This window comes from Dehalococcoidia bacterium (assembly GCA_035574915.1).
GTDB lineage: Bacteria > Chloroflexota > Dehalococcoidia > DSTF01 > WHTK01 > DATLYJ01.
Window position 1 is genome coordinate 1 of record DATLYJ010000183.1, and the last position, 15,799, is coordinate 15,799.

At 68.8% G+C, this 15,799-nt stretch carries 14 protein-coding genes and 1 riboswitch; of the genes, 12 read left to right on the forward strand and 2 right to left on the reverse strand.

The features are described from left to right. The 11 genes from VNN10_16305 to VNN10_16355 form a co-directional block, all read left to right on the forward strand. Window positions 1–348: hypothetical protein (locus tag VNN10_16305; protein HXH23580.1), on the forward strand; the 348-nt coding region annotated here is incomplete at its 5' end. After that, window positions 345–785, forward strand: a complete 441-nt coding sequence (locus tag VNN10_16310; GenBank protein HXH23581.1) for a ribonuclease HI family protein — start codon at window positions 345–347, stop codon at window positions 783–785. The genes VNN10_16305 and VNN10_16310, both read left to right, overlap by 4 nt. A 4-nt stretch (window positions 786–789) precedes the next feature. After that, complete coding sequence (locus tag VNN10_16315) at window positions 790–1,401, forward strand: nucleotidyltransferase family protein (GenBank protein HXH23582.1); 612 nt, start codon at window positions 790–792, stop codon at window positions 1,399–1,401. A gap of 106 nt (window positions 1,402–1,507) precedes the next feature. Continuing rightward, a riboswitch (cyclic di-AMP (ydaO/yuaA leader) is annotated at window positions 1,508–1,749 on the forward strand. A 79-nt stretch (window positions 1,750–1,828) separates the two neighbouring features. After that, window positions 1,829–3,451: a hypothetical protein gene (locus VNN10_16320; GenBank protein ID HXH23583.1), complete on the forward strand. Its 1,623-nt coding sequence runs from the start codon at window positions 1,829–1,831 to the stop codon at window positions 3,449–3,451. A gap of 210 nt (window positions 3,452–3,661) precedes the next feature. Further along, a complete protein-coding gene (locus tag VNN10_16325; GenBank protein ID HXH23584.1) occupies window positions 3,662–4,264 on the forward strand; it encodes an NADH-quinone oxidoreductase subunit I in 603 nt (200 codons plus the stop codon). After that, window positions 4,257–6,893: a molybdopterin-dependent oxidoreductase gene (locus VNN10_16330; protein HXH23585.1), complete on the forward strand. Its 2,637-nt coding sequence runs from the start codon at window positions 4,257–4,259 to the stop codon at window positions 6,891–6,893. The genes VNN10_16325 and VNN10_16330 overlap by 8 nt, the downstream gene beginning before the upstream one ends. Window positions 6,894–6,968: 75 nt before the next feature. Further along, the gene (locus VNN10_16335; GenBank protein HXH23586.1) at window positions 6,969–7,229 is read left to right on the forward strand and encodes a DUF2007 domain-containing protein; all 261 of its coding nucleotides are present in this window, start codon (window positions 6,969–6,971) and stop codon (window positions 7,227–7,229) included. A 2-nt stretch (window positions 7,230–7,231) separates the two neighbouring features. Continuing rightward, window positions 7,232–8,011, forward strand: coding sequence for an LON peptidase substrate-binding domain-containing protein (locus tag VNN10_16340; protein HXH23587.1), 780 nt, complete (start codon window positions 7,232–7,234; stop codon window positions 8,009–8,011). A gap of 142 nt (window positions 8,012–8,153) precedes the next feature. Further along, the gene (locus VNN10_16345) at window positions 8,154–9,605 is read left to right on the forward strand and encodes an FAD-linked oxidase C-terminal domain-containing protein (GenBank protein HXH23588.1); all 1,452 of its coding nucleotides are present in this window, start codon (window positions 8,154–8,156) and stop codon (window positions 9,603–9,605) included. Further along, entirely contained in the window at window positions 9,602–10,858 is a 1,257-nt protein-coding gene (locus VNN10_16350) for an FAD-binding oxidoreductase (GenBank protein HXH23589.1), read from the forward strand. The genes VNN10_16345 and VNN10_16350 overlap by 4 nt, the downstream gene beginning before the upstream one ends. After that, the gene (locus VNN10_16355; GenBank protein ID HXH23590.1) at window positions 10,859–12,148 is read left to right on the forward strand and encodes a heterodisulfide reductase-related iron-sulfur binding cluster; all 1,290 of its coding nucleotides are present in this window, start codon (window positions 10,859–10,861) and stop codon (window positions 12,146–12,148) included. Window positions 12,149–12,208: 60 nt separating this feature from the next. Here the strand turns inward: VNN10_16355 and VNN10_16360 are convergent, their stop codons facing one another. Together VNN10_16360 and VNN10_16365 are read right to left on the reverse strand one after the other, a co-directional pair. Beyond that, window positions 12,209–13,201: an adenosine kinase gene (locus VNN10_16360; GenBank protein HXH23591.1), complete on the reverse strand. Its 993-nt coding sequence runs from the start codon at window positions 13,199–13,201 to the stop codon at window positions 12,209–12,211. Between the two features lie 43 nt (window positions 13,202–13,244). Continuing rightward, window positions 13,245–13,472, reverse strand: coding sequence for a dodecin (locus VNN10_16365; protein ID HXH23592.1), 228 nt, complete (start codon window positions 13,470–13,472; stop codon window positions 13,245–13,247). A gap of 193 nt (window positions 13,473–13,665) precedes the next feature. Here VNN10_16365 and VNN10_16370 point away from each other — a divergent pair. Continuing rightward, window positions 13,666–15,799 (forward strand): CoA transferase (locus tag VNN10_16370; GenBank protein HXH23593.1); only part of this gene is annotated, 2,134 nt, incomplete at its 3' end.

Below are 15,799 nucleotides of genomic sequence, written 5' to 3' on the forward strand. Positions count from 1 at the left end.
GCGGAGGCTCGGCGGCTCCGCGACCGCCTGCACCAGCTCGACCGCCGCATCGGCAAGACCATGGAGGCTGTCGCGTCGGCGCGCATGAGCCGGGAGAAGCTGCGCACTCAGGGCCTCGCCCTCGCGCAGGAGCGCCTGAAAACGGAGGAGGACCTGCGCAACGCCGAGTGGCGCGCGGAGCACTACGCCTCAGCGGCGGAGCGGCGCAAGCAGCGCTCGGCCGCGATCGACAAGATCGCCTCTCGCTGGGAGTCGCTCTCCATGGAGGAGCGCCAGGACCTCCTGCGGGAAGTGCTCGATCGAGTCGTCGTTACCGACGACGAAGTCCGGCCCGTCCTTCGTCCTTGACCCCGCCAGCCGACCTCAACGACGGGCGCAAGGCCGACACCTGGGTCGTCTACTCTGACGGCGCCTCGAGGGGGAACCCCGGCCGCTCAGCCTACGGCGCCGTGGTCTATGACCCCGAGGGCCGGGAGCGCGCGAGGACATCGGACGTCATCGGGATTGCCACGAACAACGTGGCCGAGTACAGGGGCCTCATCGCGGGGTTAGAGGCCGCGCTCGCGCTCGGTGCCCGGCGCGTCGAAGTGCGGATGGACTCGGAGCTGGTGGTGCTGCAGGTGATCGGGCGGTATCGCGTTCGGAACCCGAAGCTCATCCCGTACCATCGCCGCGTGCTGGCCCTACGCTCGCAGTTCGACGAAGTCGTCTTTCGCCACGTGCCGCGAGACCAGAACCGAGTGGCCGATTCGCTGGCGAATCAGGCCCTGGACGCGGCACCGTAACCCGATGACGGATGTCGTCGCCATCCTCCTGGCCGCTGGGGAGTCCACACGCATGGGCCGCCCCAAGGCCTTGCTGCCCTGGGGCGGCCGCGCGTTGGTCGAGTGGCAGGTCGAGCAGCTGAAGCTGGCCGGATGCGGCCGCGTGATAGTGGTCACCGGCCACCGCGCAAGCGAGATCGAGCCCCTGGCCCGCTCTGCGGGAGCGGAAGTGGTCCTGAACGCCGCCTACAGGTCCGGGCGGGCGTCGTCGCTGCGTACCGGCGCGGACGCGGTCGAGGAGGCGGGCGCGGTCGTCGTGCTGAACGTCGACCAGCCGCGCCCGGCATGGGTCACGCGCCGCCTCGTCGATGCCTGGCGGCTGAGGAAAGCGCCCGTGGTCGTTCCCGACCATGGCGGCCGGCTCGGCCACCCGGTCCTCCTGGACGGCTCGCTCCTGCCCGACTTGAGGTCGGTCCGCGAGGAGACCCTCGGGCTGCGCGAGATCATCGAGCGTATGCGCGCGGAGACTGAGCCAGTAGCGTTCGACAATCGCGTCGTTATTGTCGACTTGAATACGCCAGAGGACTACGAGAACGCTTTAGCCGAATTCTATCGAGGCGCATGGGAGGAGACTTAAAGGCCGTTACAATCCGATTAATCGGCCGGCAAATGGTTCTGCCGAGGCCATCCAAACCGCGCTATCGCTTGACGGAGAACCTTAGGCTCCCCTAATCTCACGGCGACAACCGAAGACGCCGAGTCTCCAAGCGGAGAGCGGGGGACCCATTCGAGGGGTGAATGGTTAGCGCAAAACCAGGGGCCCACCTGTGGCCCTAACCCGTCAGAGGGCCTCGCAGGCGTAGGAAGGGCTCCCTCCTCGCGAGGGACTTTTCTTAGCCTCGAGCCAGGACGGGACGCGACGACCAGGGGCTACCTTTCGGTCCTAACCCGGCAGCTAACCTCGTAGGCGTATGAAAGGCGCTTCCTTCACCGAAAGGGGGCCCTTTGCGGTCTGAAGGCAGTACCTCCACGGCGCACCGGACCCAGCCCGGCCGGGACTGCCGATGGCAGTAGAACAACTTCCGGCCAGACTCCCACGCGAACTGCCGGCCCCCGGCGCATCTCGCGCCGCGGCTGCGGCAGTGCTGCGCACCATCCCCTTCGAAAGGGCCGTTCCCGCCGCCCAGCCCAGGCGCGCCGCCTACCTGACTACGCGGCTGCTGGAGATCATGCCCGGGGCGGCAGCCCTCATCCTGATCAGCTCACTCGTCTGGGGATACATCTGGTTCCCCCACCAGCTTGCCGTAGCCCTGCTAGCGTTCGACCTGTACTGGCTCTGGAAGTCCTGGACCATCGCCGTGCACGTGCGGAAGGGGATGCGGCGGATCGCCGAAGCGGAGTCGACAGACTGGCGGGCCGAATACCAGGCGGCGCTAAGCCGCCGCGGCGACGTCCTCCCCTGGGACGGCATCCGGCACGTGGTGCTCGTCCCCAACTACAGGGAGTCCATCGAGAAGCTGCGAGACACGTTGGCCGTCATGGCCGAAGCGCGTGGCGCCCGGTCGTCGGTCATCCCGGTGCTCGCCATGGAGGAAGCCGACCCCGACGCGCGCGCGAAGGCCGCCGTGCTGGTCGACGAGTTCTCAAGCCGCTTCGCCGACCTGCTGGTCACGTTTCACCCGGCAGACCTGCCCGGCGAGGTGCGCGGCAAGTCCTCGAACCAGGCCTGGGCGGCGCGCTGCGCTGTCGACGAGCTCGTCGGGCGCAAGGGCCTGAACCTCGACCTCCTCACGGTCACCAGTTGTGACGCGGACACGCAGTTCCACGCGAAGTACTTCGACTGCCTGACCTTCAAATTCGCCACCGACCCGCAGCGCTACCGGCGCTTCTGGCAGGCGCCGATCTTCTTCTACAACAACATCTGGCAGGTGCCCGCGCCGTTGCGCGTGCCCGACGCCCTGCAGGGGCTGGTCCACCTCAGCCGCCTCAGCCGCAAACGAAGGGTCCTCTTCTCCCAGTCCACCTACAGCCTCTCGATGCGCATGGCGCACGACGTCGGCTACTGGGACCGCGACGTGATCCCCGAGGACTGGCACATGTTCCTCAAGTGCTTCTACTCGCTCGGTGGAGAGGTCGACGTCGAGCCGATCTACCTGCCAGTCGGCAACGACGCGGCTCTCTCGCGAAACGCGAAGGCGACGGTGGTGAACCAGTACCTTCAGGTGCGACGCTGGGCCTGGGGCGCGGTCGACATCGCCTACGCGGTGAAGGAGGCCGTCCGCCGCCGGGAGGTACCCTTCCTGCGCCGCTTCCAGCGCGCCTGGTTCGTGATCGAGAACCACGTAACGTGGTCGACGCAGTGGTTCTTCATCACTCTCGGGGGCAACATCCCCTGGGTTATCGACCAGGTCTTCGGCACGGAGATCATGCCAGATTGGTTCTCGCTCTGGCCGAAGCTCATCCTGACGCCCTGCCTAGCCCTGTACCTGGACCTCATAATCTTCGACCACAGAATGCGGCCGCCGGCGCCAGCGTCCATGTCCCCGCGGCAGCGCGCCGCCTCCCTGGTGCATTGGCTCTTCTTGCCCGTAACAAGCTTCCTGTTCTCCGCGCTGCCCGCCCTGGACTCGCAGGTGCGCCTGATGCTGGGCAAGCGCATGGAGTACAGGGTCACCGAGAAGGTGTGAGAGACAGGCCGTAAAAGCACGGAACGGGATTCACGGACGGGGGAGACGGCGGATGTCCGTGCCGGCGCGCCTGCTTCCTCCGCCCTGGCCCGGACACTCTTGCCCGCTGGGGAACCGGGGGACGACCCCGGGCTCGAGTTACCTCCTGCTGCCCTGGTTCATGCTTTGGCTTAAGAGGGCTTGTCTGTAGAATCGGGCCTGGAGGTTGATTTGTACGGCATCGGCTTGGCTAAAGGCCTCTGGGTCACCCTGAAGCACCTCTTCCGGCCGCCCACCACCGTCCAGTTCCCCGAGGAGGTGCGGCCGTTCCCCGCCCGCGCGCGCACGAACCTCCTCTGGTTCGACGAGCGCTGCACCGGCTGCAGCACCTGCGCCCAGGCCTGCCCCGACGGCTGCATCCTGGTCGCGACGGAGCCGCGCGCCGACGGCAGTCTGACCAAGGTCCGCTACGAGATCGACTTCCGCATCTGCATGTACTGCGCCCTGTGCGTCGAGGCCTGCCCCTACGAGGCGATCCAGGCGGGCGGCACCTTCAGGGACGCCGTTTACTTCTTCGACGACATGTACCGCGACAAGTACGAGCTTACGCGCCTGGCTCACGCCTACCTGCGCAACAACAACTACACATACCCCAACGGCATGAAGGCGCCGAAGTCCGTCATCGATTTCATCGAGGCCGAGGCGGCTGGCTTGCCGGCGCCGCCTCCGGGCGGGACTCACGCCCAGATCCCGAGCCAGCCCCAGGTCAGCCGCGACCGCGCCGGCGCGCTGCCGGCCGCGGGGCGCCAGGGGGAGGCGCTGCGGCGTGGTTAAGTTCAGCCTGAACGGCGTAGAGGTGGAGGCGCCCGCGGGCGCACCCCTCGTCGAGGTCATCAAGCAGAACGGCATCTGGATCAGCAACCTCTGCTACATAGACGGCCTGCCGCCGTACGCAGGCTGTCGCACCTGCCTGGTCGAGATCGAAGGCGCGCGAGGCCTGCAGCTCGCCTGCACCAGCCGCGTCGCCGAGAACATGGTCGTGCGCACGGACACGGGCCAGGTCAAGGATGCCCGCCAGGCTGTGCTCTCGATCATCAACGCCAACCACTCCGACCGCTGCCTCACCTGCCACCGGCGTGTGCACTGCATGCCGGGCGACATCTGCCTGCGGGACGACAACGTCACCCACCGCTGCCTGACCTGCGCCAAGAATTATCGCTGCGAGCTCCAGAACACGAACGAGCTCCTGGAGATGGCCAACTACGAACCCTGGGTGGGCGAGGAACGCACCTACTACGAGAGCGAACAGCCGGAGGCTGACCGCGCCAACCCCTACCTGGAGTTCGACCCGCAGATGTGCATCATCTGCACGCGGTGCGTGCGTGCCTGCGACGAGATCCGTCATACCGGGGCGGTCACGCTGGCCGGCCGCGGCTTCTCGACGCGGATCGCCTTCGGCGCCGGCGGGGCGATCCACGAGTCCAACTGCGACTTCTGCGGCGCCTGCATCGACGTCTGCCCGACGGCGACGTTGCTCGAGAAGCCTAACAAGTGGATCGCGAAGAGCGAGACCTGGGTCTCGACCACCTGCAACAGCTGCAGCGTCGGCTGCACGCTGAGCATGGGCGTGCGCAACGGCCGCGTCGTTATGGTAAAGCCGGACCGCCTCAACCCCGTTAGCTGGGACCAGATCTGCGTCCGCGGACGCTTCCACTACGACGCCGTCAAGCCCCGGCAGCGCTTGACGCGCCACCTCGTGCGCCAGCCGGGCGGGACCTCCATGCCCTCCCCCTACGAGGCAACGCTCAGCCATGCCGCTGAAGAGCTCGCCGGCGTCATCCAACGCCACGGCCCCGCGTCCGTCGGCGTGCTCGTCGGTCCCTGGGCCACCAACGAGGAGGCCTACCTGGCGCAGAAGCTGGCCCGGACCGTGATCGGCACCGAGAGCATCGACTCTACCGCCGGCCCCGTGACGGCAGCCGTATCCGCCGCCCTGACCGAGGCCTTCGGAACGGACGCGCTCCCGTCAGACATGACCCGCCTTCAGACGGCTCAGACCATCGTCGTGGTCGCCGACGACCTCGAATCCAGCCACAACATCGCCGCGCTGCGCATCAAGGACGCGGTCGTCCGTGCCGGCGCCAGCCTTGTGGTGATCAGCTCGCGATACGGCGAGGTCTGCGACTTCATCAACCCGCCGCCTGCCGGCGCGATCATGCCTTCGCCGGTGCGCAGGCCCCCCGCGGACCAGATGGGCGTCTGGCTGCGGCCGTCGCCCGCCGGCGAGGCCGTGACCGTGGCGGCCCTGGGCCGGGCGCTCGCCGCCAACCTGGCAGGAGTCCCGGGCGCGGATATCGCCAGCTCAGGGCCGGCGGAGGCGCCGGGCGTATCCACGGAGGACCTGGCGAAGGCGTCCTCGATCCTCCAGCGCGCGGCCCACTCCGATATGCCCCTGGCCATCGTCTACGCGCCGAACCCGGCCTCGGTCGCCGCCGCCGCGGAGACCGCGCGCGCGGTCGCGAACCTGGCGGTGCTCTGCCGGCGAGATAACGCGGCGGAGTCTCTGATCGTTTTGCCCGTCGAGGCCAACGTCAACGGGATCCGAGATATGGGCGCCGTCCCGGGGGCTGGCGGGCTCGCCCTCGACCGCATGCTCCGGGAGGTCAAGGGCCTGGTCGTCGTCGGAGACAACCCGGCGATGTTCGCGCGCGACAGCGATGAGGTCCGCAAGGCGCTGGAGGCGCTGGAGTGCTTGATCGCCATCGATTCGGTGCAGTCCGACACCGTGAAGCTGGCGCACTTCGCCTTCGCGGACCTGCCTGCTTACGGCAAGGAAGGCACCTTTACCACTGCCGATCGCCGCGTCGCCAGGCTGAGCCGGGCCGAAAGCGCGACCGGCGACCAGCGCGACTGCCTCGTTATCCTCAGCGAACTGGGCGAAGCTCTGGCATCCCGCCTCGGCAACCAGGCCGCGCTGCCGAAGGAAGCGGCCGCCGTGATGGCCGAAATCGCCGCCGCCGTGCCCGGATACGCCGGCGCCAGGTACGAGCGCCTCCAGTCGGGCGTGACGCGGGCCCTGCCAGCGTCGCCGTCCCGCGCCCGCGTGCAGGAGCCGCTGGTGGCGCCGCCGCCCGTAACGAACAGCGCCTTCGTGCTCACCACGGCCCGGACCCTTTACACGAGCCTGGAGGGGGCCGCGATGCGCTCGCCGGAGGCCGACAAGCTGCACCGGGAGGAGTTTCTGGAGATGAACCCCGCGGACGCCGCGGCGCTGGGTATCGGCCAGAACCGGCCCGTAATCGTCCAGAACGGCGGCCGTGAGTTCACGCTCTCGGCCGCGCTCACGGACGCGGTAGCTCCCGGCTCCGTCTTCCTTCCCCTCTACTACGACGGTGGCCTCGTAAACGCCCTCCTCCACGCCGACGGCGCCGTGCCCACTACCGTCACCGTCCGCCCGGCATAGCTCCTCGCCCGCGCGGCGCGCGGCGTCTCATGGCCCTGCCCGGTAAGCCGGGCACTGCTTTGTTAGAATGCTCGCGTGAGCGAGACTAGTCCCGACGGCGCCAGCCCCGAGGGCGACCCCGAGGAGATGGTCGAGGTCGCGCGGGCGCATGACCGTCTCGAGTCCACCATCTGGACGCGGCACCTCGAGGACATGGGGATCCAGGTTCGGACGGAAACGAAGGGCGGCATAATCCGGGCGATTCTTTACCTGGGACGCGTCCCGGTGGCGGTCTACGTGCCACGCAAGGACTACGATAGGGCTCACGAGTTTTTGAAGAAGTTCCGTTTCATCTAGCGATGCGCGTACCGATATTCCCGCTCGACCTCGTCGCCTTCCCCGGCTCAATGATCCCCTTGAACATCTTCGAAGACCGCTACAAGGTCATGGTCCAGAAGCTGTTGCGGGACCGGGAGCGCTTCGGGATCTGCCTGATCAAGGAAGGCAGGGTCGAACGCGGGCCCCTCGGCACGCCTCACGGCGTCGGCACCCTGGCGCGCATCATCCAGATCGAGGAGCAGGCGACGGGGAACTACCACCTCCTGGCGCGCGGCGAAGACCGCTTCCGCATCACCGCCCTGGACCGAAAGAGCGAGCCCTATCTGGTCGCCGACGTGGAGCTGTTCCCGGACGAGCCGGCGCCGCCGCCGGCCCTGGCGATGGTGGCGGCGCGCGTAGCGGCGCTGTTCGACGAGTACTACCGCATCCTTGTGGCGATCAGCGGCGGCTGGCAGCGCGAGGCCGCACCGGGGGAGCGGACCTGGACCTGGGACCTGCCACAACTGGCGGACCGCCACAAGACGCTGATGGAAAGCCGGGCCGCGGCAACCGGCGAGGAGGAGCAGGTGCGCACCCTTCGCCTCCCTAGCCTGCCGGAGGACCCATCGACGCTGTCATTCACAGTCGCCTCTGAGCTGGCCCTGGCGAACGAGGTCAAGCAGGACCTCCTCGAGGCGCCGTCCGTGCTGGCGCGACTGCAGCGTGAGGCGGAGGTGCTCACCCGCGAGCTACCGGCGCTGGAGCAGCGCCTTCAGATGCAGAACCGCCAGCGCTTCAGCGGCTTCGGCGCCCTCAACTGACGTCATCGCCCTCATGCCCCGCCGACCCGCGGGGCGCTGCCGGGAGCGTCTGCTGCGCCGCGGGCAAGCGCGCCTGCGGCGCGAAGGATTGCGCGGTGGGCTCGCAGCACGGGGCGGATCAGGACGGCGCTACAATGCCCCCGTGAGCCTTAGTCCCGTACCCGTCGCCGCAATCGAGGAGTTGAAGCGCGCCCTCTCGCCGGACCGCGTCCTCAGTGAGCCCGGAGACCTCGTCGTCTTCGAATACGACGGCACCATCGAGCGCGGCGTGCCTCAGGTCGTGGTGTTTCCCGACACCGTCGAGGAGGTCTCGGCCGCGGTGCGCATAGCCGGCAAATACGGCCTGCCGGTCGTCCCGAGGGGCGCTGGAACAGGCCTCAGCGGCGGCGCGGTCGCGGCCGTGGGCGGCGTGCTCGTCGTGCTCACGCGCATGAAGCGCATCCTCGAGGTCGATGTCCAGAACATGACCGCGCTCGTCGAACCCGGCGTCGTGAACCTCGACCTCAGCAAGGCGGTCGCAAAACACGGCCTCTACTACGCACCCGACCCGTCCAGCCAGCGCGCCTGCACTATAGGCGGCAACGTGGCGGAGAACGCCGGCGGCCCGCACTGCCTCGCTTACGGCGTGACGACGAACCATGTCCTCGGCCTCGAGCTGGTGCTCGCGGACGGAACCGTGGTCTGGGCCGGCGGCGGTGTGCGCGACCTGCCCGGCTATGACCTCACCGGCCTGGTCGTCGGCTCAGAGGGTACTCTTTGCATAGTCACGAAGGCGCTGGTGCGCCTGATGCGTATCCCGGAGTCGACGCGGACGCTCCTGGCGATCTTCGACTCCATCGAGGAGGCAACGGCCGCGGTCTCGGCCGTGATCGGCGCCGGCCTTGTACCGGCGGCGCTGGAGATGATCGACCGCGAGATCATCCGCGCCGTCGAACCGGCGCTGCACGTCGGCTACCCGCTCGACGCCGGCGCCGTGCTCCTCATCGAGGTCGAAGGACTACGCGAGTCGACCGCGGAGGAGGCCGCGCTCGCCCGCCGGATCTGTGATGAGCTCGGCGCGCGCGAGGTGCGCGAGGCCACCGACGCCCCGGACCGCGAGCGTCTCTGGGCCGGCCGCAAGGGCGCAATCTCCGCCATCGGCCGCATCAGCCCGAACTACTACGTGCTCGACGGCGTCGTGCCACGGACGAAGCTCCCTGAGGTCATGGCGAAGGTGGCCGGCGTCGGCGAACGGCATGGCTTCATCATCGCCAACGTCTTCCACGCCGGCGATGGCAACCTGCACCCCAACATCCTCTTCGACGAGCGCAGGCCGGGAGAAACGCACCGCGTGCTCGAGGCCGGCGAGGAGATCATGCGCATCTGCGTCGACGCTGGCGGCTCGATTACGGGCGAGCACGGAGTGGGCCTCGAGAAGCGCGACTACATGAGCTGGATCTTCTCGGAGACAGACGTTGAGGCCATGCAGCGCCTGAAGTCCGCCTTTGGCGCAGGGGAGTCCTTCAATCCCTGCAAGGCATTCCCGACCTCGAAGGGCTGCGGTGAGCTGCAGGCCAAGGTCATCCAGTCCTTCGGCCCGGACGCCTACATATGACGGCGACGGCCAGCAAGGTCGAGCGGCGCCTGCGCGACGAGCTCTCGGCGCTCCAGCTCGCGCCAGACACCGCCGCCTATGAGGTCGACGGCGTGCGGCCATCCGTTGCCGTCTCGCCCACATCAGCGGCCGAGGTCTCGAAGGTGCTTGCCACTGCGGACGCCGTCGGGGCCGCCGTCGTCCCTTGGGGCGGCGGCGCGCACATGGCGTTGGGCATGCCCCCGAAACGCTACGACCTCGCCCTGGACCTCTCGCGCCTAGGCCAGGTCATCGAGTACGAGCCCGCCGACCTCACCGTCACCGTCGAGGCCGGCCTACCGCTCGCGGGCTTACAGGCGATCCTGGCGCAGCACAGCCAGTGGCTGCCGCTCGACCCGCCGGCGCCGGCCTCGGCGACGGTCGGCGGCGTCCTCGCGGCAAACGCGAGCGGGCCGGCGCGCATCGCCTTCGGGACAGCGCGCGACCTCGTCATCGGCATGACAGTGGCGCTGGCGGATGGGCGCGTCGTGAAGTCGGGAGGACGGGTCGTAAAGAACGTCGCCGGCTACGACATGGCAAAGGCGCATATCGGCGCCCTCGGGACGCTCGGCGTCATCCTTCAGGTCTCGTTCAAGGTCGCACCCCTGCCGAAAGCGGTGCAGACCCTCTCGGTCGCCAGCGGCGACGTCGCAGCGCTCGCGCGGGCCGCGTTCGCGGTGCGCGACGCCGCGCTTCCCGCGACGGGCATCGCCGTGCTCCAGGCCGCCGGCGCCTCCGAGGCGCGGCTCCTCCTGCGCTTTGCCGGCAACCCCGCCGCGGTCGACCGTTCGACAGCAGAGACGCTGCGACTGGCCCGCTCCGCCGGCCTGGAGGCCGAGCAGGCGCCCGAAGCCGTCTGGGCCGAGGCCGGCAGTATCCGCGGCCTGGAGACGGGAGCGGTGCTCAAGGTCAGCCACCTGCCGTCTCACGCTGCCGGGGTCCTGTCGCGCTTGGAGGAGACAGGCGCCGACGTCGTGGCTTACCCGACGGCCGGCATCAGCTACGCGCGCTTCCTTGCCCTCCCGGAGACGTCTTACGAGCTGGTACGCAGGCTCCGTAAGTCTATCGAAGCGCAGGGCGGAGCGCTCGTGCTGGAGTCCGCGCCCGTCGAGGCGAAAACTGCGATTGACGTCTGGGGCAGCCCGAGAGGCGACTTTGAGCTGATGAGGCGCCTCAGGCAAGAGATGGACCCGAAGTCCACGCTAAACCCGGGCCGTTTTCTGGAAGGTCTCTGAGTGAAGGTAACCGAGCACACGCACGTAATGGAGTCCGGCCCGGCCGACGAAGACCTGGCCCGCTGCGTCCACTGCGGCTTCTGCCTCCAGGCCTGCCCGACCTACCTCGTCCTCGGCATGGAGACGGAGTCGCCGCGCGGGCGCATCCAACTGGCGCGCGCCGTAAGGGAAGGGCGCATAGAGCCGGCTCCGAATGTCGTCGCTCACTTCGACCTCTGCTTGCAGTGCCGCGCCTGTGAAACGGCGTGCCCTTCCGGCGTGCCCTACGGCCGGATCATGGAGAGCACGCGCGCCATGGTGGCCTCCAGCGGGTCTAAGCCGGCCTCCTGGCGGCTGCGCCAGACGTTGTTGAGGCTGGCGTTCGCGGCGCCGTGGCGCCTGCGCCTGGCGTTCGCGGCCCTGCGCCTCTACCAGCGCCTGCCCCTAGCGCCCCTCAGGCGCATGCTCCCGAGACGGCTACGGGACATGGAGGAGGCGCTGCCTCGCCTGCCTTCTCGTTTCTTCGATGCGCCGCCGCTGCTCGCGGAGCCGGCTTCGAAGCCCAGGGCGACGGTGGCGCTGCTCACGGGCTGCGTGATGCCGCTCACCTACCCAGCGGCACACGAGGCCACGGTGCGCGTGCTCGCCCGCAACGGCTGCCGCGTCATCGCGCCGCCGGCGCAGGGCTGCTGTGGCGCCCTGCATCTCCACAACGGGGACCCCCGGGCGGCGCGCGCCCTCGCCCGCAGGAACATCGACGCCTTTCTGGCGAGCGGCGCCGATGTGATCGTCGTGAATGCCGCCGGCTGCGGCAGCACAATGAAGGAATACGGCGACCTGTTCGCCGGCGATGCCGTCTATGCGCGCAAGGCCGCAGAGGTAGCGGCCAAGGTCAGGGACGTCACGGAGTACCTGGCTTCCCTACCCTTCGAGCCGCCTGCCGGCAGGGTGGAGGCGCGGGTCACCTACCAGGACTCCTGCCACCTCGCGCATGCCCAGAGGGTCCGCGACGCGCCGCGCGCCATCCTGCGGTCGATCCCCGGCATAGAGCTGGTCGAGATGCAGGCGCCAGACCGCTGCTGCGGCAGCGCCGGCATCTACAACCTGACGCAGCCGCAGATGTCGCGACGGCTCCTCGATGACAAGATGACCGACGTCCTGGCGACTCAGGCCGGCCTTATCGCTACCGCGAACCCGGGCTGCATGCTGCAACTCGAGCTCGGCGTCCGGCGCACGGGCGGCGGGCAGGCGGTGGTGCACGTGGTGGAATTGCTGGACCGCGCCTACGCCGCCGGCAACCTCCAGCCTTGAGTCCGAGTCTCCCGCGGTCCTCGAGAGAGCGTCCAAGGCGCGGACGGTGCTGCTGGCGGCTCAGAGGCCCGCGCGCGCTGCCAGCTGCTTGAGGTCCGCCTCCGGGCGGGCGCCGTAATGGCTGATAACCTCGGCGGCGAGAAGGCTGCCGAGGCGCGCGCAGGTGTAGAGGTCGCGGCCGCGGGTGTAGCCGTAGAGGAAGCCGGCAGCGTAAGCGTCACCGGCGCCGGTCGTGTCGACCACGGTCACGCCCTTCTCGGCGTCGACCACATGCACCTCGCCGCCATTCACGACGACTGACCCCTTCTCGCTGCGCGTGAGCGCGGCGATCTCGCAGTGCCCGCGCACATGCTGCAGGGCCGTATCGAAGTCGGAGACCTGGTACAGGGACTTCACCTCCTCCTCGTTGGCGAAGAGGAGGTCGACGTGGCCCTCCACGAGCTCGAGGAAGGACTCGCGGTGCCGGTCGACGCAGAAGGGGTCGGAGAGCGTGAGGGCGACTTTGCCGCCGGCGGCGGCCGCGGCGCGCGCGGCCTTCAGGAAGGCCTCCTTCGCCCGTGGCTTGTCCCAGAGATAGCCTTCCAGGTAGACGACCCGCGACGCCGCGACCAGCGCCTCGTCGATGTCCTCCGGGCCAACCTCGCCCGCCGCGCCCAGGAAGGTCTGCATCGTGCGCTGGGCGTCGGGCGTCACAACTATGAGACAGCGAGCCGTGGAGGCTCCGCCGTCGAGCGGCGGCGTGTCGAAGTGGACGCCGGCGGCGCGGATGTCGTGCGCGAAGACCCGACCCAGGAGGTCATTCGCCACCTTGCCGACGAAGGCCGCGCGTCCGCCAAGGCCGGCGAAGCACGCGACGGTGTTCGCCGCCGACCCGCCCGAGACCTCGACGCCTGGCCCCATGAGGGCGTAGAGCCTCTCAGCCGCCTCCTCGTCTACCAGGGACATCGCGCCCTTGGTGAGCCGCTGCTCGAAGAGGAAGGCGTCATCAGCGCGGGCAAGCACGTCGACTATCGCGTTGCCGATGGCGGTGACACCGTACCTGGCGTCGCTCATTCCCAATCCTGGGCGCCTGCCAACTCTGGCTGCGCAGCGCGCCCTATGCCCTGAGCTCGTCCTCGCTCATGAGGCGAAAACCGATCTTGACAGTGACCTGGTACTCGTTCACGCGGCCATCGACGATGGTGCCACGGATTTCCTCGACCTCGAACCAGTCGAGGCCCTTCAGGGTTTGTGCGGCGCGGTTCACGGCCGCCTGGATCGCCTCGTTGATGCCGGCCTGCGAAGTGCCGACTACCTCCGTCTTGCGATAGATGTGTCCTGCCAAGAGTCGCCTCCTTGCCCGCGCTTTCCCTCGCATTGTAAGGCCGCCGGGTGCGGATACCGGAGAGTCCAGTGTGCGGAGCACAAGAACCTCCTGTGCCTCTCTCGTATGCGGTCCTGACCCTGCAGTACGTACTGTCCGGTTCCGCGTCGAGCCCTTATCATGTCGCCACCTGACGTAAACGGGAGGGTGGTGCATGGAGCAGGCGCTAGCGGGGACTCGAGTCCTCGACCTTTCCGACGGTGTGGCCGGGGCTTACTGCTCCAAGCTCCTTGCCGACCTCGGCGCCGACGTCATCAAAGTCGAACCGCCTGACGGCGACTCCCTCCGGCGGCTCGGGCCCTTCCCTGGCGGCCAGCCTGACCCCGAGCGCAGCGGCCTTTTCCTGCACCTCAACGCCAACAAGCGGGGCATCGTACTCGACCTCGACAGCGCCGACGGACGCGCCAGCCTCCACCGGCTCGTGCGCACCGCGGACCTGCTGATCGAGAGCCGCCGCTCGCCGGAGCGCGAGCGGTTGGGCCTGACGTATGAGGCGCTCTCGCCATTCAATCCGCGGTTGGTGGTGACCTCGATCACGCCCTTCGGCACCTACGGCCCTTACGCCGGCTGGCAGTCCGACGAGATCGTCGAGTGGGCAATGGGCGGCTACATGTACTTTGCGGGGGACCCCGACCGGGAACCCCTGTTCGTGCCCGGCCACCAGGCGGCGCTCCATGCCGGGCAGCACGCGGCGATCGGGTCGCTAGCCGCGCTGCATTACGCGCGCCGCTCGGGCCTCGGCCAGCAGGTCGAGGTCTCGCACCTGGAGTCGATGCTCCTGGCGCACGCCTGGCTCACCGTCGCCTGGACGCACGCCGGCGAAGTCATGAAGCGCACCCCCTCGACCCTGATCCCCTGCGCCGACGGCAACCTGGTCGGCTTCTTCGCGCCGTTGCGGAGCGAGAACTTCTTCATCCTGATCGAGCGCTATGACTTGATCGACCACCCCGACTACGCCACGCCCCTGGCGCGCATGCGTAAGGCGCAGGAACTGCAGCCGCTTCTGCGGGACTGGTGCGCGACTCAGAAGGCGGCCGACGTGCAGGCGAAGGCCCAGGAGCTGCGCATCGCCTGCACCTATACGGTGGACATCGCCGGGCTCCTCGCCGAGCCCCACATGAGGGCGCGGGAGTGGTTCGTTGAGGTCGAGCACCCGGTCGCCGGCCGGCTGACGCATCCCGGCTTCCCGTACAAGCTCAGCGAGACACCCTGCCGCATCTCGAGGCCGGCGCCGACACTGGGGCAGCACACGGCCGAAGTGCTCGCCGAGGCGCGCACGGGGGCAGCGCCTGAGCCCGCGATCGCCGGCGGCGCGAACGGGAGGCCGGCGCTGCCCCTCGAAGGCGTGAAGGTAGTGGAGGTGACCGCGAACTGGGCCGGCCCGCTGGCCGGCAGACACCTGGGCGACCTCGGCGCTGAGGTCGTGAAGGTCGAGTACGCGACCCGTCCGGCGACGCGAGCGGGCCGCTGGCCGGGCGCGTTCAGGGCCAGGACCCACTACAACCGCTCCGGCTACTTCAACAAACTCAACCGTAACAAGATGGACGTCTGCCTGGATCTGAGCGTGCCCGAGGGCAAGGAAGCGTTCCTGAAGCTGGTCCAGTGGGCGGATGTTCTGATCGAGAACAACAGCGCCCGCGTCTTCCCCAACCTCGGCCTCGGCTATGACGTCCTGAGCGCGGTGAACCCCGGCCTGGTCATGGTCTCGATGTCCGGCTTCGGCGCATACGGGCCCTATCGCGACTTCGTCGCCTACGGCGCCAACATCGAGCTCAGTTGCGGCCTGGTGTCGCTCAGCGGTTACGGCGACGGCGAGTATCAGAACACGTCGTCCTTCTACGCGGACCCGGTCGCCGGTAACCACGGCGCCATCGCCGTCCTGGCCGCCCTCGAGCACAGGCGCCGCACAGGCAAGGGGCAGTTCATCGACATGTCCCTGAACGAGGGCGCCGCGGGCTTCTTCTGCGAGGCAATCATGGACTACACCATCAACGGCGTCGTGCGGCGGCCGATGGGCTCGCGCAGCCTCGTGAACGCGCCCCAGGGCGTCTACCCCTGCTCCGGCGAGGACAGCTGGCTGGTGCTCACGGTGCGCGACGCTGACGAGTGGCGCTCGCTCTGTAGCGTCATGGGCCGCGAGGACCTCGCCCTGCGGGCTGATCTCGCGTCCGTGGAGGGCCGCAGGGCCGCCCATGACGAGATCGATGCCGCCATCCGGGCATGGTGCGCGGACCTCGACCACCGCGAAGCGGCCAGGCGGCTCCAGGCCGCGGGCGTGGCCGCCGGGC